The sequence below is a fragment of the Leucobacter sp. Ag1 genome (genome assembly GCF_000980875.1).
Classification (GTDB): domain Bacteria; phylum Actinomycetota; class Actinomycetes; order Actinomycetales; family Microbacteriaceae; genus Leucobacter; species Leucobacter iarius.
The window spans coordinates 60311-81744 of record NZ_LAYO01000105.1 but is presented as its reverse complement, the minus strand read 5'-3'; the positions used below and the strand labels follow the sequence as shown (position 1 = coordinate 81744).

The 21434-nt window shown below is 67.9% G+C and carries 15 protein-coding genes; 3 read left to right on the top strand and 12 right to left on the bottom strand.

All coding sequences use genetic code 11. The features are described 5' to 3' along the window. Window positions 1–316: 316 nt before the first annotated feature. A complete protein-coding gene (locus tag XM48_RS12630; RefSeq protein WP_052961498.1) occupies window positions 317–1405 on the bottom strand; it encodes a UDP-phosphate alpha-N-acetyl-D-fucosaminephosphotransferase in 1089 nt (362 codons plus the stop codon). Next, on the bottom strand, window positions 1402–3201 hold the full coding sequence (locus XM48_RS12625; RefSeq protein ID WP_046456185.1) for a nucleoside-diphosphate sugar epimerase/dehydratase: 1800 nt from the start codon (window positions 3199–3201) through the stop codon (window positions 1402–1404). Before XM48_RS12625 ends, XM48_RS12630 begins: the two co-directional genes overlap by 4 nt. 295 nt (window positions 3202–3496) lie before the next feature. On the opposite strand from XM48_RS12625, the gene XM48_RS12620 reads away from it, so the two are divergent. After that, a complete protein-coding gene (locus XM48_RS12620; RefSeq protein ID WP_046456184.1) occupies window positions 3497–3712 on the top strand; it encodes an antitoxin in 216 nt (71 codons plus the stop codon). 106 nt (window positions 3713–3818) lie between these two features. On the opposite strand, the gene XM48_RS12615 is transcribed toward XM48_RS12620, so the two are convergent. The 10 genes from XM48_RS12615 to rpoB form a co-directional block, all read right to left on the bottom strand. Continuing rightward, window positions 3819–4121, bottom strand: a complete 303-nt coding sequence (locus tag XM48_RS12615) for a helix-turn-helix domain-containing protein (RefSeq protein WP_046456226.1) — start codon at window positions 4119–4121, stop codon at window positions 3819–3821. A gap of 179 nt (window positions 4122–4300) precedes the next feature. After that, on the bottom strand, window positions 4301–5494 hold the full coding sequence (tuf, locus tag XM48_RS12610; protein ID WP_046456183.1) for an elongation factor Tu: 1194 nt from the start codon (window positions 5492–5494) through the stop codon (window positions 4301–4303). Window positions 5495–5646: 152 nt separating this feature from the next. Further along, a complete protein-coding gene (gene fusA / locus XM48_RS12605; protein ID WP_046456182.1) occupies window positions 5647–7767 on the bottom strand; it encodes an elongation factor G in 2121 nt (706 codons plus the stop codon). Between the two features lie 114 nt (window positions 7768–7881). Further along, complete coding sequence (rpsG, locus tag XM48_RS12600; protein WP_046456181.1) at window positions 7882–8352, bottom strand: 30S ribosomal protein S7; 471 nt, start codon at window positions 8350–8352, stop codon at window positions 7882–7884. Beyond that, window positions 8352–8723 carry a 30S ribosomal protein S12 gene (gene rpsL, locus XM48_RS12595; RefSeq protein WP_046456180.1) on the bottom strand — a complete coding sequence of 124 codons (372 nt, stop codon included), beginning with the start codon at window positions 8721–8723 and terminating at the stop codon, window positions 8352–8354. Before rpsL ends, rpsG begins: the two co-directional genes overlap by 1 nt. A gap of 264 nt (window positions 8724–8987) precedes the next feature. Further along, a complete protein-coding gene (locus XM48_RS12590) occupies window positions 8988–9629 on the bottom strand; it encodes a hypothetical protein (protein ID WP_046456179.1) in 642 nt (213 codons plus the stop codon). A gap of 2 nt (window positions 9630–9631) precedes the next feature. Next, on the bottom strand, window positions 9632–10120 hold the full coding sequence (locus XM48_RS12585) for a hypothetical protein (RefSeq protein ID WP_046456178.1): 489 nt from the start codon (window positions 10118–10120) through the stop codon (window positions 9632–9634). Further along, window positions 10117–11124, bottom strand: coding sequence for a hypothetical protein (locus tag XM48_RS12580; RefSeq protein WP_046456177.1), 1008 nt, complete (start codon window positions 11122–11124; stop codon window positions 10117–10119). Before XM48_RS12580 ends, XM48_RS12585 begins: the two co-directional genes overlap by 4 nt. Window positions 11125–11288: 164 nt before the next feature. Then, complete coding sequence (locus XM48_RS12575) at window positions 11289–15182, bottom strand: DNA-directed RNA polymerase subunit beta' (protein ID WP_046456176.1); 3894 nt, start codon at window positions 15180–15182, stop codon at window positions 11289–11291. A gap of 80 nt (window positions 15183–15262) precedes the next feature. Beyond that, window positions 15263–18760 (bottom strand): DNA-directed RNA polymerase subunit beta, encoded by a 3498-nt coding sequence (gene rpoB, locus XM48_RS12570; protein WP_046456175.1) that lies wholly within the window; start codon window positions 18758–18760, stop codon window positions 15263–15265. Between the two features lie 291 nt (window positions 18761–19051). On the opposite strand from rpoB, the gene XM48_RS12565 reads away from it, so the two are divergent. Further along, complete coding sequence (locus XM48_RS12565) at window positions 19052–19543, top strand: YbjN domain-containing protein (RefSeq protein WP_046456174.1); 492 nt, start codon at window positions 19052–19054, stop codon at window positions 19541–19543. 52 nt (window positions 19544–19595) lie between these two features. Beyond that, window positions 19596–21422 carry an HSP90 family protein gene (locus XM48_RS12560; RefSeq protein ID WP_046456173.1) on the top strand — a complete coding sequence of 609 codons (1827 nt, stop codon included), beginning with the start codon at window positions 19596–19598 and terminating at the stop codon, window positions 21420–21422. Window positions 21423–21434: the final 12 nt, after the last annotated feature.

Here is a 21434-nt window from a genome sequence, read left to right as displayed (position 1 = left end):
TACCAGCGCCCTGGCACCCCGATCTGAACGAACGAATGCTGGGTCTCTGTTCACCTGTCAAAGCCCGCACACATGCGAAGACGGCCGGACTCTCGTCTGGCCGACGTGCGACATGCGGGCTGGTGTTCGCTCCCCGCGGCCTCACCGGACCCGCGGCGGACCGCGGTGGTGATGCACTGCCTGGCAGTGATCCCCGCACAGGCGGGGAATGCTGAACCTGTCTATTCTCGCACGGGCTTCATGCATCGTGCAACCCGGGCGTGTCGCGCCCGCGAGCCGCGTCCGGATCCTGCCCGGAACCCCTGCTGTCGGGCGCCTAGACCGTGCGCGCCGGCAGCAGTCGCGGAAGCGCGAGATAGACGAGCAGCACCGCGAGACCCGCCGCGAACAGAGCGATCGCTCCCCCGAATCCGACGAACAGCGAGCCCAGGCCGAGGAGCGAGGTGAGCAGCGTGCAGCCGGCGGCGAGCAGGGACGCCTGCAAGTGCGAGTAGCCCCGCTGCTCGATCCGCTGGTAGGTGTGCTCCTTGTGCGGCTCGTCCCAGCGCTTGCCCTCGCGGACGCGCTTCACGAGCGTGACCCCCACGTCGCCGAAGGTGATCACCATCGGACCGATCGTCGCGAGCAGCGGCACACCGGCGAGCAGCGCGGCGAAGCTCGTGATCGCGACCGCGCCGCCGAGCAGGTAGCTGCCGACGTCTCCGAGGAACGCGCCGGGCTTCGTGAGGTTCCACGGCAGGAAGCCGGCGAAGCCTGCGGCGAGCACCAGGCCCGCGAGCACCAGCCAGCCGAGCCCGGTCATCCACCCCGCGGCGGCGAAGGCGAGCCCTGCGATGACCCCGTGCAGGCCGCTGATCCCGTTCAGACCGTCGACGAAGTTCGCCACGTTGATGTAGCCCGAGACGAACAGCATCGCATAGAGCAGCAGGAGGATCGCGCTCAACCACTCGAGTTGGAGCGGCGACCCGGGCGTACCCGCGATCCAGGCGAAGCTCCCGCCGGAGGTCGGGCGCGTGGCGAGCAGCAGCAGCGCGCCCGGCCCTGCCAGCGCGATGAGGATGAGCCAGATGCTCCGTGCGCGCACGCTCACGCCGTGCAGGTCCTCGCCCAGGCCCAGCAGCCCGGCTGCGAGCGAAGCCAGCACGATGACCAGCAGCAGGTCCCACCGGTCGGGGAACCCCCCGTTCCCCCCGAGCAGCAGCACACCGAGCAGGCCGCCGACGAGCATGGCGATGAGCACCGCCAGACCGAGGCCGCGCAGCACGGGACGCGAGTGCGAGGATCGTTCGTTCGGGACGTCCATGATCCCGAGCCGGACCAGGAGCGGGCGCACCGCGAACGGCAGCAGCAGGCTCAGCAGCAGCGTGGCACCGGCGACGAGCGATGCGATGAGGGCGAGGCTCACTGGACCCGCTCCCCGGCCTCATCGGTGAGGTCCAGGCGCGCCACCCAGCCGTCGTGGTCGAGCCGGTCGGGCGCGAGCACATCGACGTGCGCGTGCGAGATCTTCGGGTGGAAGGGGCGCTCGTCGCCCTCGCCCAGGGCGACCAATTCCTCGTGCAGCTTCTCGCCGTGCCGCAGCCCGGTGAAGACGATCTCGATCGGCTTGCCCGACTGTGCGATCATGCGCTGCGCGACGTCGAGGATCCGCACCGGCTCGCCCATGTCGAGGATCAGCACCTCGCCCTGCCGACCGATGCCTCCAGCCTGCACGACCAGCTGGCATGCCTCGGGGATCGTCATGAAGAAGCGGGTCACGTCGGGGTGCGTCACGGTGACCGGGCCGCCGGACTCGATGAGCGCGGCGAAGGTCGGCAGCATGGATCCCCGGCTGCCGATGACATTGCCGAAGCGCACCGAGAGGTACCGCTCCCCCGTCTCCTGTGCCATCCACGCGGTGAGCTTCTCGGCGACGCGCTTCGAATGCCCGAGCACGCTCGTGGGGTTGGCCGCCTTGTCGGTCGAGATGTTCACGAAGGTGCCCACGCCGACCGACTGCGCGGCGCGCAGCACGTTGAGCGTCCCGAGCACGTTCGTCTTCCAGGCTTCCTCGGGGTACTGCTCCAGCATCGGCAGGTGCTTCAGCGCCGCCGCGTGGAACACCACCTCGGGCTTCCGCTCGGCGAAGATCTGGCGCAGGGTCTCGGCGTCCCGGATATCCGCGAGGACGACGTCGCGGGTGTCGAGCAGACCGTGTCCGCTGATGGAGAGCTGCGCGGCCTGCAGGGCCGTCTCATCGCGATCGAGCAGGATCAGCTCGCGCGGCGCGAATCGCGCCAGCTGCCGCGAGAGCTCCGAGCCGATCGAACCGCCTGCGCCCGTCACGAGCACCACGCGATCCTGCAGGTACTGCGCGATGGAGGACATTTCGAGCCGCACCGGGTGCCGGCCGATCAGATCCTCGATCGAGATGTCGCGCACGTCCGAGATCGCGGAGGCGTTCAGGAGCAGCTGCTCGAGCGAGGGCAGCACCATGACCCGGATCCCGAGCCGATCCGCCGCCTCGTCGATGCGCCGCAGCAGGCTCGCGTCGGCGTCGCCGATGCAGACCATGATCGCGGTCGCGCCCGTCTCCTCGACCGCACGGGCGAGGTCCGCGAAGCCGCCGTGCACGCGCACGCCGCGCACCTCGTGGTTGCGCTTCTCGACGTCGTCGTCGAGGAAGCCCACGGGAAGCAGGCTCGACTCGGCATCGGTGAGCAGCCGCTTGGCGGTCTGCGCTCCCAGATACCCGGAGCCGTAGAGCAGCACCCGCTCCGCACCCCGACTCGGCTTCGCGCGCTGCTCGGCACCGAGGCGCTTGAGATAGCGCAGTACGCCCATGACGCTGAAAGCGATCGGGGCGGCGATGATCATCGTGCTGCGCGGGATCCCGTTCGCGTAGCCCACCAGGTACGCGAACAGCCAGGCGACTACGGTGACCGCGGTGATCTCGAGCACGATGGCCCGGACCTCGTCGAAGCCGCCGATCTCGTACCGGGAGCGGTAGAGCCAGAACACCCAGCCCCCGATGAGCTGCAGCAGCGCCGTGACGAGGATCAGCACCGGTGTCCAACCCCAGTGGATCCGTGACAGATCGAAGTCGAAGCGGAGCACGAGCGCGGCGAGGATGCCCACCGCCCAGGCGAGGCAGTCCCCCAGGTAGAGCAGGCCGTACTGCTTCAGGAAGTGCGCGACGCGTTGGGTGGCAGTGAGCGGCACTTCGCCCCCTTCTCGATCGGACGGTCTGCGGTCCGGGCGGGTCCCGGAGTCCACTACGAGGATAGCGGCCCGGCCCTGGTGAGCCCGCTGCAACGCCCCACTGCGCGGTGTCTCGAAGCCCGCCCGGCGGCGGCGTTCGTCGAAGGACGAGTATTATCCTGCGGATTCCCTGAAAATACTCGGAGTGTTTCCAAGCGAATCCTCGGACAGAATGAGCGCGTGAGGTGTCCGCCTCACACCGGATCCAGCGCCGCGGGAGGGACCGCGGTCGCGGACATCGTTCGGAGGACGTGACATGGGTATCGAGGATCTCGGCAAGCAGGCCGGAGAATTCATCAAGGGCAACGCCGACAAGATCAGCGAGGCGCTGCACAGCGAGCAGGCCGAGGGCATCAGCGACAAGGTGCTCGACGGCGCCGCCGACCTGGCGAACAAGGTCACTGGCGGAAAGTTTGAGGAGCAGGTCGAGGACGTCCGCTCGAACGTCGACAAGCAGGTCGGCAACGAGTAGTCCGGACCCGTTCGCGGCGCCCCGCACCGCGCACGCCATGAACCCCCGCAGAGCAGGCTCTGCGGGGGTTCATGGCGTTCGGGGCCGCCGGTCCCGCGACACGGTCTCAGCGATCACGACGCGCGCGTTCCGCGAGGAAGTCGCGTGCGGTGAAGCGATGCTCCCGCTTTCCGTAGTCGTCGGCCGTGATCCCCTGCAGCAGCACGCCCGGGTCGACCTCGAGCGCGCTCGCCACACGGACGACGGTCTCGACGGAGGGGCTCTGGGCGCCGCGCTCCAGCTTGCCCAGCGTCGCCGCGTCGATCTCGGCGAGTGCGCTCAGGTCCTCGATGGTCAGCCCGAGCTCATGACGGGCTTCGCGGATCCGCGCGCCGATCTTCTCTGCGGCGAGGACCTTTCTGGGAGACATGCTCCCAGCCTGATCGCCCGGGAATCGGAGGACCAGGGTGTACACGCGCGAGTATTCACCGCATCGAACACATACGCACAGTGCGTTTGCGCCCGATATTGCGTACACGCGCGAGCATCCGGGAAACGACAGCGGGGCCGCACCCGAAGGTGCGGCCCCGCTGCAGGATCGAGTAATGCTTACTCGACGACCTTGGTCACCGTGCCGGCGCCGACGGTGCGGCCACCCTCACGGATCGCGAAGCCGAGGCCCTCTTCCATAGCGATCGGCTGGATCAGCTCGACCGACATGTCGGTGGTGTCGCCGGGCATAACCATCGGCTTGTCCTCGGGCAGGGTGATGACACCGGTCACGTCAGTCGTACGGAAGTAGAACTGCGGACGGTAGTTCGTCTCGAACGGGTTGTGACGGCCGCCCTCTTCCTTCTTCAGGATGTAGGCGGTGCCCTCGAACTTGGTGTGCGGGGTGATCGAACCCGGCTTCACGACGACCTGGCCGCGCTCGACATCCTCGCGCTTGGTGCCGCGGAGCAGCAGGCCACAGTTCTCGCCGGCCCACGCCTCGTCGAGCTGCTTGTGGAACATCTCGATACCGGTGACGGTGGTCTTCTGCGTCGGACGCAGACCCACGATCTCGACCTCGCTGTTGATGGCGAGGGTACCGCGCTCGGCGCGGCCGGTGACGACGGTTCCACGACCGGTGATGGTGAAGACGTCCTCGACGGGCATGAGGAACGGCTTGTCCTTGTCACGCACCGGATCGGGGATGCTCTCGTCGACCGCAGCCATGAGCTCGAGGATGGAGTTGACCCACTTCTCGTTGCCCTGCAGAGCCTCGTAGCCCGAGACGCGCACGACGGGAGCGTTGTCGCCGTCGAAGCCGTTCTTGGAGAGCTCCTCGCGGACCTCCATCTCGACGAGCTCGAGGATCTCCTCGTCGTCGACCATGTCGCTCTTGTTCAGCGCGACGAGCAGGTAGGGAACGCCGACCTGCTTGGCGAGGAGGATGTGCTCCTTGGTCTGAGCCATCATGCCGTCGGTCGCCGCGACCACGAGGATCGCGCCGTCCATCTGAGCGGCACCGGTGATCATGTTCTTGATGTAGTCGGCGTGGCCCGGTGCATCAACGTGCGCGTAGTGGCGCTTCTCGGTCTCGTACTCGACGTGCGAGATGTTGATGGTGATGCCGCGCTGGCGCTCCTCGGGAGCCGAGTCGATCGTGTCGAAGTCGCGCTGGACGTTCACGTCAGACGGGAACTTGTCAGCAAGAGTCTTCGAGATCGCCGCGGTAAGAGTGGTCTTACCGTGATCGACGTGACCGATGGTTCCGATGTTCACGTGCGGCTTGGTCCGCTCGAACTTGGCCTTCGCCACTATGGTCCTCCTCAGGACGTTGAGTACCGCTTCCCTCCGAAGGTTTCGGAGGTCACGAGTACGGGGTGTGTACCTATGTTACAAGCTCGCGCCGTGAAGATCGACCCGAGCGTTCCGGCGGTGGGGCTCAGCACCCCACCGCCAGGTGGGCGTTACTCGCCCTTAGCCTTCTGAACGATTTCTTCGGCCACGGCCTTCGGCACCTCGGAGTAGGAGTCGAAGGTCATCGAGAACACCGCGCGACCGCTGGTCTTCGACCGCAGATCGCCGATGTACCCGAACATCTCGGAGAGCGGAACGAGCGCGCGGATGACCTTGACGCCCGATGCATCCTCCATGGACTGGATCTGACCGCGACGCGAGTTCAGGTCGCCGATCACGTCGCCCATGTACTCCTCGGGAGTACGCACCTCGACCGCCATGAGCGGCTCGAGCAGCACGGGCTGCGCCATACGAGCGGCCTCCTTGAAGGCCATCGAACCGGCGATCTTGAACGCCATCTCCGAGGAGTCGACGTCGTGGTACGCGCCGTCGAGCAGCGTCGCCTTGACACCCACGACGGGGAAGCCGGCGAGGATGCCGTACTGCATCGCGTCCTGGATACCGGCGTCGACCGACGGGATGTACTCGCGAGGCACGCGACCACCGGTCACCTTGTCCTCGAACTCGTACAGCTTGTCGCCCGCGTCCTCGCCGACGAGCGGAGCAAGCGCGATCTGCACCTTCGCGAACTGACCGGAACCACCGGTCTGCTTCTTGTGGGTGTAGTCGTACTTCTCGACCGTGCGACGGATGGTCTCGCGGTAGGCCACCTGGGGCTTGCCCACGTTGGCCTCGACCTTGAACTCGCGCTTCATGCGGTCCACGAGGATGTCGAGGTGGAGCTCGCCCATGCCCGCGATGACGGTCTGGCCGGTCTCGGCGTTCAGGCTCACGCGGAAGGTCGGATCCTCCTCGGCGAGCTTCTGGATCGCGGTCGACAGCTTCTCCTGGTCGCCCTTGGTCTTCGGCTCGATGGCCACCTCGATCACGGGCTCCGGGAAGGTCATCGACTCGAGCACGACCTGGTTGTTCGGATCCGAGAGGGTGTCACCGGTGGTGGTGTCCTTCAGACCGATCACGGCGTAGATGTTGCCGGCGGTCAGGTTGTCGACCGGCATCTCCTTGTTGGCGTGCATCTGGAAGATCTTGCCGATGCGCTCCTTCTTGCCCTTGGTCGAGTTGATGACCTGGGCACCCGAGTCGAGCTGACCCGAGTAGACGCGCACGTAGGTGAGGCGACCGAAGAAGGGGTGCACGGCGACCTTGAATGCGAGCGCCGAGAACGGCTGATCCGCTGCGGGCAGACGCTCGATGACGACCGACTCGTCGCGCGGGTCGTGCGCCTCGATGGCGCCCACGTCGAGCGGGTTCGGGAGGAAGTCCACGACCGCGTCGAGCATCGGCTGGATGCCGCGGTTCTTGAACGCCGAGCCGCAGTACACGGGGTAGATCTCGTTGTTCACGACGAGCTTGCGGATGCCGGTCTTGAGCTCCTCGACCGAGATCTCCTCGCCGCCGAAGAACTTCTCGAGCAGCGCGTCGTCGGTCTCGGCGACGGTCTCGACGAGCTTCGCGCGGTACTCCTCGGCCTTGGCCTGGAGGTCGGCGGGGATCTCCTGGGTCTCGTAGGCAGCGCCCAGGGTCACATCGCCCTTGGCGTCGCCCTCCCAGACGAAGGCCTTCATCGAGAGCAGGTCGACGACGCCGATGAAGTCGCTCTCAGCGCCGATGGGCAGCTGCATCACGAGCGGCTTGGCACCGAGGCGGCTGACGATGGTGTCGACCGTGAAGTAGAAGTCGGCACCCATCTTGTCCATCTTGTTGACGAAGCAGATGCGGGGGACGCCGTACTTGTCGGCCTGACGCCACACGGTCTCGGACTGGGGCTCGACGCCCTCCTTGCCGTCGAAGACGGCGACGGCGCCGTCGAGGACGCGGAGCGAACGCTCCACCTCGACGGTGAAGTCCACGTGACCCGGGGTGTCGATGATGTTGATCTGGTTCTTGTTCCAGAAGCAGGTCACGGCGGCCGACGTGATCGTGATGCCGCGCTCCTTCTCCTGCTCCATCCAGTCAGTCGTCGAAGCGCCGTCGTGGGTCTCGCCCAGCTTGTGGTTGACACCCGTGTAGAACAGGATGCGCTCGGTGGTGGTGGTCTTGCCGGCATCGATGTGCGCCATGATGCCGATGTTGCGGACCTTGCTCAGGTCCGTGAGCACGTCTTGTGCCACAGGTGTCTCCTCCGGGTGGGGGTGGTGGTCTTCGGGAAGTTTCCGGATCGCGGGCTCAGGCCCGCGGGGCCGGGGCGGGTCGCGATCGGCGACCCGCCCCGAGCCGGATGGCTGCTACCAGCGGTAGTGAGCGAACGCGCGGTTCGACTCGGCCATCTTGTGCGTGTCCTCACGGCGCTTGACCGCGGCACCGAGGCCGTTCGAAGCGTCGAGGATCTCGTTGGTGAGGCGCTCGGTCATGGTGTTCTCACGACGAGCCTTGGCGTAGCTGGTCAGCCAGCGCAGCGCGAGCGTGTTCGCGCGGTGCGGCTTGACCTCGACGGGCACCTGGTAGGTGGAACCGCCGACGCGGCGCGAACGGACCTCAAGGGTGGGGCGCACGTTGTCGAGCGCCTTCTTGAGAACCGTCACCGCGTCCTGGCCAGACTTCTCGGCGACCTTTTCGAGAGCACCGTAAACGATGCGCTCGGCGAGGCCCTTCTTGCCGTCCAGGAGGATCTTGTTGACGAGCTGGCTCACCACGGGCGAGCCGTACACCGGATCGGCGACGACGGGGCGCTTCGGAGCAGGTCCCTTACGAGGCATTACTTCACCTTCTTTGCACCGTAGCGGCTACGAGCCTGCTGGCGATCCTTGACCGCCTGCGTGTCGAGCGCGCCGCGCACGATCTTGTAGCGGACACCGGGGAGGTCCTTGACACGACCGCCGCGCACGAGCACCATCGAGTGCTCCTGCAGGTTGTGGCCCTCACCGGGGATGTAGGCCGTGACCTCGGTTCCGTTGGAGAGCTTCACACGAGCGACCTTACGCATCGCCGAGTTCGGCTTCTTCGGGGTGGTGGTGTACACACGGGTGCACACACCGCGCTGCTGAGGGTTCGCCTTCAGAGCGGGCGCCTTGGTCTTCGAGACCTTCGGCGTCCGGCCCTTGCGAACCAGCTGCTGAATAGTAGGCACTGATTCTCCTATTTGCTCCTGCACGGTGACAGGAATGCTTACATGAACAAGCATGCGCGGCCGCTCTCGCGACCGCTGACCTGCTGCCGCTCGCGCGACGGGTGCAGGTATGCCGTGGGGGTTCCGCCGGGGCGGATGACCCAAGATGCCCTCCCCCGACACCCGCCGAGACCAGGCACGGCAAACGTCGGTGGAACACACCAAGAGTCAACTATACGCGCCGAGGAGCGCGAAACGCAAGGGATCGCGCGGGCGTCCAGCCGCCTACTGCGGCGGCTCGAGGTGCCGGCTCAGCTCGGCCAGCAGCGCCTGCACCTGCGGCTCGACGAAACGCTGGACCGCGGCCTCGATGCGGGGACGGTGGGCCACCAGCGCGAAGCAGAGGCCCTGCCCGGTATCGACCGCGCAGCGGTCGGCGAGTTCGATCTCGCGGCGGAGCCGCTGCTTCTCCTCCGAGCTCAGCGGCGGCCGCGGAAGCGGCTGCTCGGGACGGCTCTGCTCCGCGAGCTCCGTCATGGTGAACAGGAAGGGCTGTTCGGCGTCCTCGGGCTCGGGATCCGGGTCGACCCCCTCGTACTCCGGTTCGAGCCCGGCGACGGGGTCGAAGCCGCCGGACTTCCAGAGCTCGTCCCCGTCGAGCTCTGCCCGCAGCGCGGGGAGCTCCTCGGAGGTGAACTCGTCGACGGTGCGGTCGATGATGCGCTGCATGCGCATGTTCAACGCGTGCGCGACCTGGTGGGGGACGTCCGCGGTGAGACCCGCCGACGCCAGGATCGGGGACCCCATGCAACGACGGCAGATGCGGGATCGGGCGCGCTGGCTACCCGGCTGCCAGCTCGGCAGCCACCTCAGCCAGGCATCGACCGCGGCCGATACCCGGTCCTCGAGGCTCTCTCCGATCGCCATGCTCACTCCGCCCCGCCGTCGTCGTGCCGCTCCCAGGGCCACTTCGGCGTCGCACGATCAGTGTAGACGCGGCGCGCCAGTACCGCCCAGAAGAGCAGGGAGACGAGTACCCAGATCACGGCGAGCACCCCGGCGAACGGGCTCGCGAACGTGTCGGCGAGCGGCATTCCGACGATCAGCCCGACCAGGGACCAGGCGAGGTACGACAGACCGCCGGCGATCAGGATCAGGTCCCAGGATGGGGTCTTGCGCCCGCGCAGCAGCACGATCGCCGCACGCCAGAGCAGCCACCCGAGCAGCGCGAGCGCCAGCAGCACGAGCAGCGGGGCCGACGGCATCGGCACGCCGGAGCCGCTCACCGGCTCGCGATCCAGCGCCAGCGCGAGGCCGCCCCAGGCAGCGACCAGCAGGGCGACGGCGGTGATCAGCGTCGCGGCGAGGAGGCCGCCCACGTAGCCGCGGGTGACGCCGCGCCGGACGCCGTCGCTCACGGCTTCGCGGTCCGCGATTCCTCGAGCGCGGTTTCGTACTCGTCGATCGCAGCGCGGTTGCGCGCGGTCACCCGGCGGCCGCGGCTGCCGATCCACGCGCCGAACCAGACCGTCGCCTCACGGGCGACGAGCGCCGCTGCGAGAGCGGGAACCGAGAAACCGAGCGAACGGACGAGTTCGACCGGGTTCCAGCCCGGATCGCCGACGGGCTGCTGCCACAGCGGGCCCTGCACGGTGAGGTTCGAGTCGAGCACGAGGCGCAGCCCGACGACCGTCGCCGCCCAGACCAGCAGCGCCACGAAGAATCCGCCCAGCACGTAGGCCCACCAGCCGGCGCGACCCACCACCAGCACCACGATCACGAGGCCAACGAAGAACGCCGCGGTCGCCGCGATGAACGCCCACGACGTCAGCAGTGGCACCAGGCCTTCGGAGAAGTAGGTCGAGGGCGGGAAGCTGGGAGCGATCCAGAGCGCGAGCACACCGGCGTAGACGAGCGCGAACCCGACGGTGGCGACGAGCGCGATCAGCACGCCGGCGCCGCGGTTGCCGCGGATCTCGGGGGGCATCGGGGTCTGCACGTAGAGCGCGGCCATCGGGTGGTCCGCGCTGATGCGGATCTCGCCGTCCCGCTCGGGACCGAGGTCGCTCAGGTCGGATGCCTCGGTCTTCGAAGCCGCTGCCGAGGGCAGCTCATCGACCGCCGGAGCGATGACGGGGCGGGGCTCGGGGCGCTCAAGATCGAGCTGGGTGTCGACGAGCGAGGCTTCGCGACGGTGCTCGAGCTCGGCCTCGGCGGCAGCATCGGCGTCGGCCACGGATGCTGCGGAGGACTCCCCCGTCTCCGCGTCCGTGCCGGTCCCGGCTTCGACCGGGGCCGCGTCGGAAGCGGCGGACGCTCCGCCCTCGGTCGCACGCGCGATCGCGGCATCGACCTCGGCGGGGCTGGTCTCGGTCTCTTCGACGGGCGAACCGGCAGGCAGGGTCTCGCGCTCTTCGCTCATCGCTGCACCTCTCAATCGCGGCCCGCCGAGCGGGCGGGATCCGAACATGATCGTGGCAAATGTACAAGACCGCACCGACATCGCCGCGCTCCCGCGCGGCGGTGCGGAAAAACGGAACGGGCGCCCACCCGAAGGTGGACGCCCGTTCCGATGGGACTCAGCGCTTAGCTGTAGTTGCCCGGGTTGAACTCGTCAGCGGTGAAGCTGTCGAAGTCCACGAACGACAGGTCGTTCTCGTCGAAGGTCGTGTCGGTGGCGAACAGACGGTTCGGGTAGCGCTCCGCCTTCGCCTCCTCCGTCGCCTCGACGTCGACGTCGCGGTAGTTCTTCAGGCCGGTGCCGGCCGGGATGAGCTTACCGATGATGACGTTCTCCTTGAGACCGATCAGCGGGTCCTTGAGGCCCTCGATCGCCGCCTGCGTGAGCACGCGGGTCGTCTCCTGGAACGACGCGGCCGACAGCCACGACTCGGTCGCGAGCGAGGCCTTGGTGATACCCATGACCTCGGGACGCGCGGTCGCGGCGCGCTTGCCCTCGAGCAGCGCCTCGCGGTTGATCCGCTGGTAGCGCGCGCGGTCGACGAGCTCGCCCGGGAGCAGCTCGGTCTCGCCGTGGTCGACGACGGTGACCTTGCGCAGCATCTGGCGGACGATGACCTCGATGTGCTTGTCGTGGATCGGCACGCCCTGCGAGCGGTACACGCCCTGGACGCCCTCGACGAGGTACTTCTGCACCGCACGCTCGCCCGGGATGTGCTTGTCGCGCTCGGTGGAGCCGACCTGCAGGATGTCCTTCGGGTCCAGCGTTCCGGCGAGGAACGGCTGGCCGAGCTCGACGTGGTCGCCGTCCTCGACGAGGAGGGTGGAGCGCTTCAGGACCGGGTAGGCCTTCTCTTCGCTGCCGTCGTCCGGAACGAGCAGGATGCTACGTCCCTTCGGGGTGTCCTCGATGGAGATGCGGCCGGCGGCCTCGGCGATCGGCGACGCGCCCTTCGGGGTGCGGGCCTCGAACAGCTCCTGCACGCGGGGCAGACCCTGCGTGATGTCGTCGGCCGAGGCCGAACCACCGGTGTGGAAGGTACGCATGGTGAGCTGCGTGCCCGGCTCGCCGATCGACTGCGCCGCGATGATGCCCACGGCCTCGCCGATGTCGACGCGCTGACCGGTGGCCAGCGAACGGCCGTAGCAGGTCGCGCAGACGCCGACGGCGGACTCGCAGGTGAGCACCGACCGGACCTTGATCTCGGTCACGCCCGCCTCGACCAGCTGGTCGATGAGCACGTCGCCCACGTCGGATCCGGCGATGGCCACCACGGTGCCGTTCGCATCCACCGCGTCAGCGGCCAGGGTGCGAGCGTAGACCGAGTTCTCCACGTCCTCGTCGCGGACCAGCACGCCGTTGGCGTCGGCCTCGGCGATGGGCAGGTCCAGGCCGCGGCGGGTGCCGCAGTCGTCCTCGCGGATGATGACGTCCTGCGAGACGTCGACCAGACGACGGGTCAGGTAGCCCGAGTCGGCGGTACGGAGTGCCGTATCGGCCAGACCCTTACGCGCACCGTGGGTCGCGATGAAGTACTCCGCCACCGACAGGCCCTCGCGGTACGAGTTGATGATCGGGCGGGGGATGATCTCGCCCTTCGGGTCGCTCACCAGGCCGCGCATACCCGCGATGTTGCGGATCTGCAGCCAGTTACCACGGGCACCCGACGACACCATGCGGAAGATGGTGTTGTCGGCCGGGAACGCGTCGCGCATGGCGGCGGCGACCTCGTCGGTCGCCTCCGTCCAGATCTCGACGAGCTCGGCGTGACGCTCGGCATCGGTGATCAGACCGCGCTCGAACTTCTTCTGCACGGCGGCCGCGGCCTTCTCGTGCACCGCGAGGATCTCGGCCTTGTTCGACGGGGTCACGATGTCGGACAGCGCGACGGTCACACCGGAACGGGTCGCCCAGTAGAAACCGGCGTCCTTGATCCGGTCGAGGGTCGCGGCGACCTCCACCTTGGGGAACCGCTCGGCGAGGTCGTTGACCAGGCCGGAGAGGCTGCCCTTGTCGGCCACCCGCTCGAAGTACGGGTAGGTGGTCGGCAGCGCCTCGTTGAAGATCGCACGACCCAGGGTCGTCTCGACCAGCAGCGGGCCCTCGGTGACGTTGCCGTCGGCATCGGCGTAGCCGGTGAGGCGGAGCTTCACCTTGGCGCCGAGGTCGAGGGTGCCCTCGTCCATCGCGAGGATGGCCTCGGAGATCGAGCCGAACGCGCGGCCCTCGCCGGGCACGCCCTCCTTGACCGTGGTCAGGTGGTGCAGACCGATGATCATGTCCTGCGAGGGCAGGGTCACCGGACGGCCGTCCGACGGCTTCAGGATGTTGTTCGACGCGAGCATCAGCACGCGGGCCTCGGCCTGGGCCTCGACCGACAGCGGCAGGTGGACGGCCATCTGGTCGCCGTCGAAGTCCGCGTTGAAGGCGGTGCAGACGAGCGGGTGCAGCTGGATCGCCTTGCCCTCGACGAGCTGCGGCTCGAACGCCTGGATGCCGAGGCGGTGCAGGGTCGGTGCGCGGTTGAGCAGCACCGGGCGCTCGCGGATGATCTCCTCGAGCACGTCCCAGACCTCGCTGCGGGCGCGCTCCACCATGCGCTTCGCTGCCTTGATGTTCTGTGCGTGCGACAGATCGATCAGGCGCTTGATGACGAACGGCTTGAACAGCTCGAGCGCCATCTGCTTGGGCAGACCGCACTGGTGCAGCTTGAGCTGCGGGCCGACCACGATGACCGAACGGCCCGAGTAGTCGACGCGCTTGCCGAGCAGGTTCTGACGGAAGCGGCCCTGCTTGCCCTTGAGCATGTCGGACAGCGACTTCAGCGCACGGTTGCCGGTGCCCGTGACGGGGCGGCCGCGGCGACCGTTGTCGAACAGCGCGTCGACGGCCTCCTGCAGCATCCGCTTCTCGTTGTTGACGATGATCTCGGGCGCGCCGAGATCGAGCAGGCGACGCAGACGGTTGTTGCGGTTGATCACGCGGCGATACAGATCGTTGAGATCCGAGGTCGCGAAGCGGCCGCCGTCGAGCTGCACCATCGGGCGCAGCTCCGGGGGGATCACCGGAACGACGTCGAGCACCATCGCGGCCGGGCTCGCGCCCGTCGAGAGGAAGGAGCTGACGACCTTCAGGCGCTTGATCGCGCGGATCTTCTTCTGGCCCTTGCCCTCGGCGATCTGCAGGTGCAGCGCCTCGCTCTCGGCGGCGAGGTCGAAGGACTCGAGACGCTTCTTGATCGCCTCGGCGCCCATGTAGGCCTCGAAGTAATCGCCGTAGCGGTCCATGAGCTCCGCGAAGGTCGCGTCCTCGGGCTTGAGGTCGCCGACCTTGAGGTTGCGGAAGTCCTCCCACACGCGCTGCAGACGAGCGATGTCGTCGTCGAAGCTCTTGCGGAGGGCCGCCATCTCCTTCTCGGCCGACTGCTCGGCGCGACGGCGCTGCTCGGCCTTGGCACCCTCGGCCTCGAGCGCGGCGAGGTCGGCCTCGGCCTGCTGCTGGCGCTGGGCGATCTGGATGTCGCGCTGGTCCTCGAGCGTCTTGAGCTCCAGACGGAGCTCGTTCTCGAGCTCGCCCATGTCCTCGTGACGACCCTCGACGTCGACATCGATGATCATGTAGGCGGCGAAGTAGATGACCTTCTCGAGGTCCTTCGGCGCCATGTCGAGCAGGTAGCCGAGACGCGACGGCACGCCCTTGAAGTACCAGATGTGGGTCACGGGAGCGGCGAGCTCGATGTGGCCCATGCGCTCACGGCGCACGCTGGACTTCGTCACCTCGACGCCGCAGCGCTCGCAGACGATGCCCTTGTAACGGACGCGCTTGTACTTGCCGCACGCGCACTCCCAGTCGCGGCTGGGCCCGAAGATCTGCTCACCGAACAGACCGTCCTTCTCGGGCTTCAGCGTGCGGTAGTTGATGGTCTCCGGCTTCTTGACCTCGCCGAACGACCAGCCGCGGATATCGTCGGCGGTCGCCAGACGGATCTGCAGCTCGTTGAAACTCGTACCCTCGAGCAAAATGTTCTCCTTGAGAATCTGAAAAACGTATCTTGTGGGATCGGCCGGCGCCCCGCCGGAAGGCGGGGCCGCCGATCAGCTCAGATCTCGTCGATCGACGACGACTCGAAGCGGGTGGACAGGTTGATGCCGAGCTCCTCGGCGGTGCGGTGCGCCTCGTCGTCGTTGTCGCGCAGGTTGACGGCGTTGCCGTCGGCACCCAGGACCTCGACGTTCAGGCAGAGCGACTGCATCTCCTTCATGAGCACGCGGAACGACTCGGGGACGCCCGGCTCGGGGATGTTCTCGCCGCGGACGATGGCCTCGTAGACCTTCACGCGACCGAGGATGTCGTCGGACTTCACCGTGAGCAGCTCCTGCAGCGCGTACGCGGCGCCGTAAGCCTCGAGCGCCCACACCTCCATCTCACCGAAGCGCTGGCCGCCGAACTGGGCCTTACCGCCGAGCGGCTGCTGGGTGATCATCGAGTAGGGGCCCGTCGAGCGCGCGTGGATCTTGTCGTCCACCAGGTGGTGCAGCTTCAGGATGTACATGTAGCCGACCGAGATCGGGTACGGGAAGGGCTCGCCCGAACGGCCGTCGAACAGGCGGGTCTTGCCGCTCGAGCCGATGAGACGCTCGCCGTCGCGGGTGAGCAGGGTCGAGTCGAGCAGACCCGAGATCTCCTCCTCGGTCGCGCCGTCGAACACCGGGGTCGCGACCTTGGTGCCGGGGGCGGCCTCGAGCGCTGCCTCTGCGAGCTTCGCAGCCCACTCCGGCGAGCCGTCGACCTTCCAGCCCTGCTTGGCGATCCAGCCGAGGTGGACCTCGAGCACCTGGCCGAAGTTCATTCGACCGGGGATGCCCAGCGGGTTCAGGATGACGTCGACGGGCGTGCCGTCGGCGAGGAACGGCATGTCCTCGACGGGCAGGATCTTCGAGATGACGCCCTTGTTGCCGTGACGGCCCGCGAGCTTGTCGCCCTCGGTGATCTTGCGCTTCTGAGCGATGTAGACCACGACGCGCTGGTTGACGCCCGAGCCGAGCTCGTCGTCGTTGTCGTTCTCCGCGTCGAAGACCTTGACCGCGGTGACCGTGCCCGAGACGCCGTGCGGCACCTTGAGCGAGGTGTCGCGGACCTCGCGGCTCTTCTCGTTGAAGATCGCGCGGAGCAGGCGCTCCTCGGCCGACAGCTCGGTCTCACCCTTCGGCGTGACCTTGCCGACGAGGATGTCGCCGGGGCGGACCTCGGCGCCGATGCGGATGATGCCGCGCTCGTCCAGATCCTTCAGCGCCTCCATGCTGGCGTTGGGGAGGTCACGGGTGATCTCCTCCTTGCCGAGCTTGGTGTCGCGGGCGTCGACGTCGTACTCCTCGATGTGGATCGACGAGAGGGTGTCGTCCTTCACCAGGTTCTGGCTCAGGATGATCGCGTCCTCGTAGTTGTGACCCTCCCACGACATGAACGCGACGAGCAGGTTCTTGCCGAGCGCGAGCTCGCCGTTCTCGGTCGCGGGGCCGTCGGCGATGACCTCGCCGGCCTCGATCCGCTCGCCCGCCTTGACGATCACGCGGTGGTTGTAGTTCGTGCCCTGGTTCGAGCGGTCGAACTTGCGGAGGTAGTAGCTCTTCGTGCCGCCCTCGTCGAGCTGGATCGTGACGACGTCGGCCGAGACCTCGTCGACCACGCCGGCCTTCTCGTTGATAACGACGTCGCCGGCGTCGATGGCCGCGTAGCCCTCCATGCCGGTGCCGACCAGCGGCGACTCGCTGCGGACCAGCGGCACCGCCTGGCGCTGCATGTTGGCGCCCATGAGCGCGCGGTTCGCATCGTCGTGCTCGAGGAACGGGATGAGCGAGGTGCCGACCGACACCATCTGGCGCGGCGAGACGTCCATGTAGTCGACGAGCTCGGCGTCGACCATCTGCACCTCGGTGCCGCGGGGGCGGGCGAGGACCTGGGTCTCGGCGAACTTGCCCTCGGCGGTCAGCGGAGCGCCGGCCTGCGCGATGAGGAACTCGTCCTCCTCGTGCGCGGTGAGGTAGTCGACCTGGTCGGTGACCTGACCGTTCAGCACGCGGCGGTACGGCGTCTCGATGAAGCCGAAGGCGTTGATGCGTGCGAAGGTCGCGAGCGCGCCGATCAGACCGATGTTCGGGCCTTCAGGGGTCTCGATGGGGCACATGCGGCCGTAGTGCGACGGGTGCACGTCTCGCACCTCGACGCCCGCGCGGTCGCGGGACAGGCCGCCGGGGCCGAGGGCCGAGAGGCGGCGCTTGTTGGTCAGGCCCGCGAGCGGGTTGTTCTGATCCATGAACTGCGACAGCTGCGAGGTGCCGAAGAACTCCTTGATCGCCGCGAGCACGGGGCGCGTGTTGATCAGGGTGTTCGGCGTGATCGCCTCGATGTCCTGCGTGGTCATGCGCTCGCGCACCACGCGCTCCATGCGGCTGAGGCCGGTGCGCACCTGGTTCTGGATCAGCTCGCCGACCGCGCGGATGCGGCGGTTGCCGAAGTGATCGATGTCGTCGGTGTCGAGGCGCACGTCGATCGCCTGGCCGTCGCGGACGCCCGGCAGGGTCTCGGTGCCCGCGTGCAGGCCGACCAGGTACTTGATGGTCGCGACGATGTCCTCGAGCGACAGCACCGAATCGGTGATGGGCGCATCGATGCCGAGCTTGCGGTTGATCTTGTAGCGGCCGACCTTCGCGAGGTCGTAGCGCTTCGGGTTGAAGTAGCTGTTGTCGAGCAGAGCGCGCGCGGCCTCGATGGCCACCTGCTCGCCCGGACGCTGCTTGCGGTAGATGTCCTTGAGCGCTTCCTCCTGCGTGAGGATGCCGTCCTTCTCGAGGGTGAGCGCGATCGACTCGTAGCCGGCGAACTCCTCGAGGATCTCCTCGCTCGTCATGCCGAGCGCCTTGAGGAACACGGTGACCGACTGCTTGCGCTTGCGGTCGATGCGGACACCGACCTGATCGCGCTTGTCGACCTCGAACTCGAGCCACGCACCGCGGCTGGGGATCACGCGAGCGGTGAAGACGTCCTTATCGGAGGTCTTCTCCTGGGCGCGCTCGAAGTAGACGCCGGGGCTGCGGACGAGCTGCGAGACGATGACGCGCTCGGTGCCGTTGATGATGAAGGTGCCCTTGTCGGTCATGATGGGGAAGTCGCCCATGTAGACCGTCTGGCTCTTCAGCACCTGAGTCTCGGTGTTGTAGAACGCCGCCTCGACGTAGAGGGGCGCGGAGTAGGTCTTGCCCCGCTCCTTGCACTCCTCGATCGAGAACTTCTGCTCGTCGAGGATCGGGTTCTCGAACGACAGCTGCATGGTGCCGGCGTTGTCCTCGATGGGCGAGATCTCGTCGAAGATCTCTTCGAGGCCGCTCTTCAGCGCGATGTCGTCGCGCCCTTCGGACTGTGCCTCGACGACGCGCGTCTTCCACGCGTCGTTGCCGACGAGCCAGTCGAAGCTCTCGAGCTGCAGTGCCAGCAGGTTCGGCATCGACAGCGTGTCGGAAATCTTGGCGAAGGACAGTCGCGAGTGATCGCGACCGTTCTTCGGAGTGGGCGTGGAAGTTGCGTTGCGCGCAGCAGCCAAGGAAACTACCTCCGTGGGCCCCGTCGGGCCGGTTGACCAGGTCTCAGTGTGAGTCGCTTCGGAACACGCGGTGAGGCGCTCGAACTGGAGCTGACGGCCAACCGCTATATGAAGGCAGACTAGTGTCCGAAGTGCAACTATCGACTCTAACCGATATGCACGCGCCTGTCCAGCACTGTTTTTGTGCGCCTCATCGGGAGCAAATCGGCCGCCTCGGATGTCGGTCGGATCGCATACGCTGAATCCGACGCCGTTCCCCCTTCGGCGCACCACCGACCGAAAGGATCTCCCATGGGCTTCTTCACCAAGGAACAGACCCCCGCCGCCGGCGGCGGAGCGCTCGCTCCGCTCTCCAAGGACCGCGTCAAGCACGCCCTCGAGAACGCCGGCTGGCAGTACCGGGTCGATTCCGACGGAGACATCGGAGGCGGCTGGGAGAACGGCTTCTTCTACTTCTTCGTGAACGGCGAGAAGCAGGAGCTCTTCTGCGTGCGCGGCACCTGGTACGGCGAGCTCAGCCAGGCCGAGTTCGAGCGCGCGCTCGTGGCCTGCAACACCTGGAACACCGAGAAGCTCTGGCCGAAGACCTACGCCCGCCCCGACGACGAGGGCAAGGTGCGCGTGCACTGCGAGCTCAACGTCGATTACGAGCACGGCCTCACCGACGAGCAGCTGACGCAGCACCTGCTCTGCGTGATCAACACGGGCGGCGCCTTCTTCGAGTCGCTCAACGAGCAGTTCCCCGAGGCAGCGGCGGCGGTCGCCGCACGCAGCGCCGAGTAGGCGAGCGCCAGAGCCTCCCCCGACCGCTCAGCTCTCCTCTCAGAAAGACCGCATGTCCGAACGCTTCCAGGTCGACCTCACCGGCATGGTCGACCTGCTGTCCCGCCACCTGTACTCGGGACCGCAGGTCTTCGTGCGCGAACTGCTGCAGAACGCCGTCGACGCGCTCACCGCACGGCGCGAGCTCGATCCGTCCGCTCCGGCGACGGTCCGGATCACGACCGGCACCGACCCGGACGGCCGGGCGACGCTCAGCGTCGTCGACACCGGCATCGGGCTGACCGCGGCAGAAGCCGCGGAGCTGCTCGCGACCATCGGCCGGTCCTCGAAGCGCGACGCGGACCTGGGGCTCGGCCGTTCGGAGTTCATCGGACAGTTCGGCATCGGCATGCTCGCGGCGTTCATGGTGGCCGACGAGATCGAGGTCCGCTCGCGATCGGCACGGCCCGGCGCCGTGCCGATCCGGTGGACCGGCCGGGCCGACGGGACCTTCGACGTCGAGGAGCTGGGCGGCGAGGAGGTCGAGGTCGGCACCGCGGTGCGCTTGACCGCACGCAGCGATACCCGGCACTGGCTCGCGAACCGCACCGTCGTCGACCTGGCGACCGAATACGGCGGGTTCCTGCCGTTCGACGTCGCGGTCGAGGTGCCGGTCGAGGGCGTCGGCCCGCTCTGGCAGCGGATCACCGCACCCGAGCTGCCCTGGCGCGCGGAGTACCCCGTGCCCGGCGAGCGCGAGCGCGCGCTGGATCGGGCCTGCGAGTCGCTCTTCGGGTTCACGCCGCTCGGTCGCATCGACCTCGACCTGCCGGTCGCCGGCATCAGCGGCGTCGCCTTCATCCTGCCGCAGGCGGTGTCCCCCGGCAGCGGCCAGCACCGGGTCTACACGAAGCGCATGCTCCTCGGTTCGCGCGTCGACCGGATCCTGCCCGACTGGGCGTTCTTCACGCGTGCGGTCATCGACGCCGAGGGGCTCTCGCCGACGGCGTCGCGCGAGCAGCTGCACGACGACGAGGTGCTCCAGGCCGCCCGCGAAGCGCTCGGCGCCCAGATCATCGCCTGGGCCGCGCGCACGCTGACCAGTGGATCGCGGCTCGCCGCCGACTTCATCCGCACCCATCACCTCGCGCTGCGCGCGCTCGCGGTCACCGAACCCGACATGCTCGAGCTCGTCGCCCGCGTCCTCCCCTTCGAGACCACCGACGGCCCCCTCACGCTCGCCCAGGTCGCCGAGCGCGGCGAGGTCGTCTATTCGACCACCACCGAGTCGTTCCGGCGCGTCGCCACCGTCGCCCGCGCTCAGGGGCTCGTGGTGGTCAACGCCGGCTACGTCTACGATCTCGACCTGCTTCAGCAGCTGGCCGCGCGGCCCGGCTGGAAGGTGCGCGAGCTCTCGAACGCCGATCTCGTGCACGTGCTCCGCGTACCCGATCTCGAGCGCGAGCTCGAGGTCGCCGACGCCGTCGCCCGTTCGCGGGAGCTGCTCGAGAGCGCCGACTGCGACGTCATCGTGCGCAGCTTCGAGCCGTCGGCCGTTCCCGCGATGCTCCTCCGCGATTCCGCGGGCGAGCAGCGCCGCGACCTCGACCGCGAGCGCTCGGCGGCCCCCGGGCTCTGGAGCGGTCTCCTCGACGCGTTCTCCGACCCCGAGGTCAGCGCCCGCACGCGCACCCTCGTGCTCAACGACGACTCCGCGGTGGTCCGCAGGCTCCTCGCGGCCCCGGCCGGCGGCGTGTTCGACGCCGGGCTCAACTCCCTCTACCTCTCGGCGGTGATGCTGGCCGGTGACGACCTGCACTCGGCCGAAGCCGTCGCCCTCGGCGACGCGCTGAGCGTGCTGCTCGACGCGTCGCTCGGCGACGATCCCGACACCGCCTGACCGGGCACCCGA

Bases quoted from the DNA above. Each gene is read 5' to 3' on its own strand.
- XM48_RS12620 (WP_046456184.1), top strand. From the start codon at position 3,497: ATGGGTATCGAGGATCTCGGCAAGCAGGCCGGAGAATTCATCAAGGGC.
- XM48_RS12615 (WP_046456226.1), bottom strand. From the start codon at position 4,121: ATGTCTCCCAGAAAGGTCCTCGCCGCAGAGAAGATCGGCGCGCGGATC.
- rpsG (WP_046456181.1), bottom strand. From the start codon at position 8,352: ATGCCTCGTAAGGGACCTGCTCCGAAGCGCCCCGTCGTCGCCGATCCG.
- XM48_RS12590 (WP_046456179.1), bottom strand. From the start codon at position 9,629: ATGGCGATCGGAGAGAGCCTCGAGGACCGGGTATCGGCCGCGGTCGAT.
- XM48_RS12580 (WP_046456177.1), bottom strand. From the start codon at position 11,124: ATGAGCGAAGAGCGCGAGACCCTGCCTGCCGGTTCGCCCGTCGAAGAG.
- XM48_RS12565 (WP_046456174.1), top strand. From the start codon at position 19,052: ATGGGCTTCTTCACCAAGGAACAGACCCCCGCCGCCGGCGGCGGAGCG.
- XM48_RS12560 (WP_046456173.1), top strand. From the start codon at position 19,596: ATGTCCGAACGCTTCCAGGTCGACCTCACCGGCATGGTCGACCTGCTG.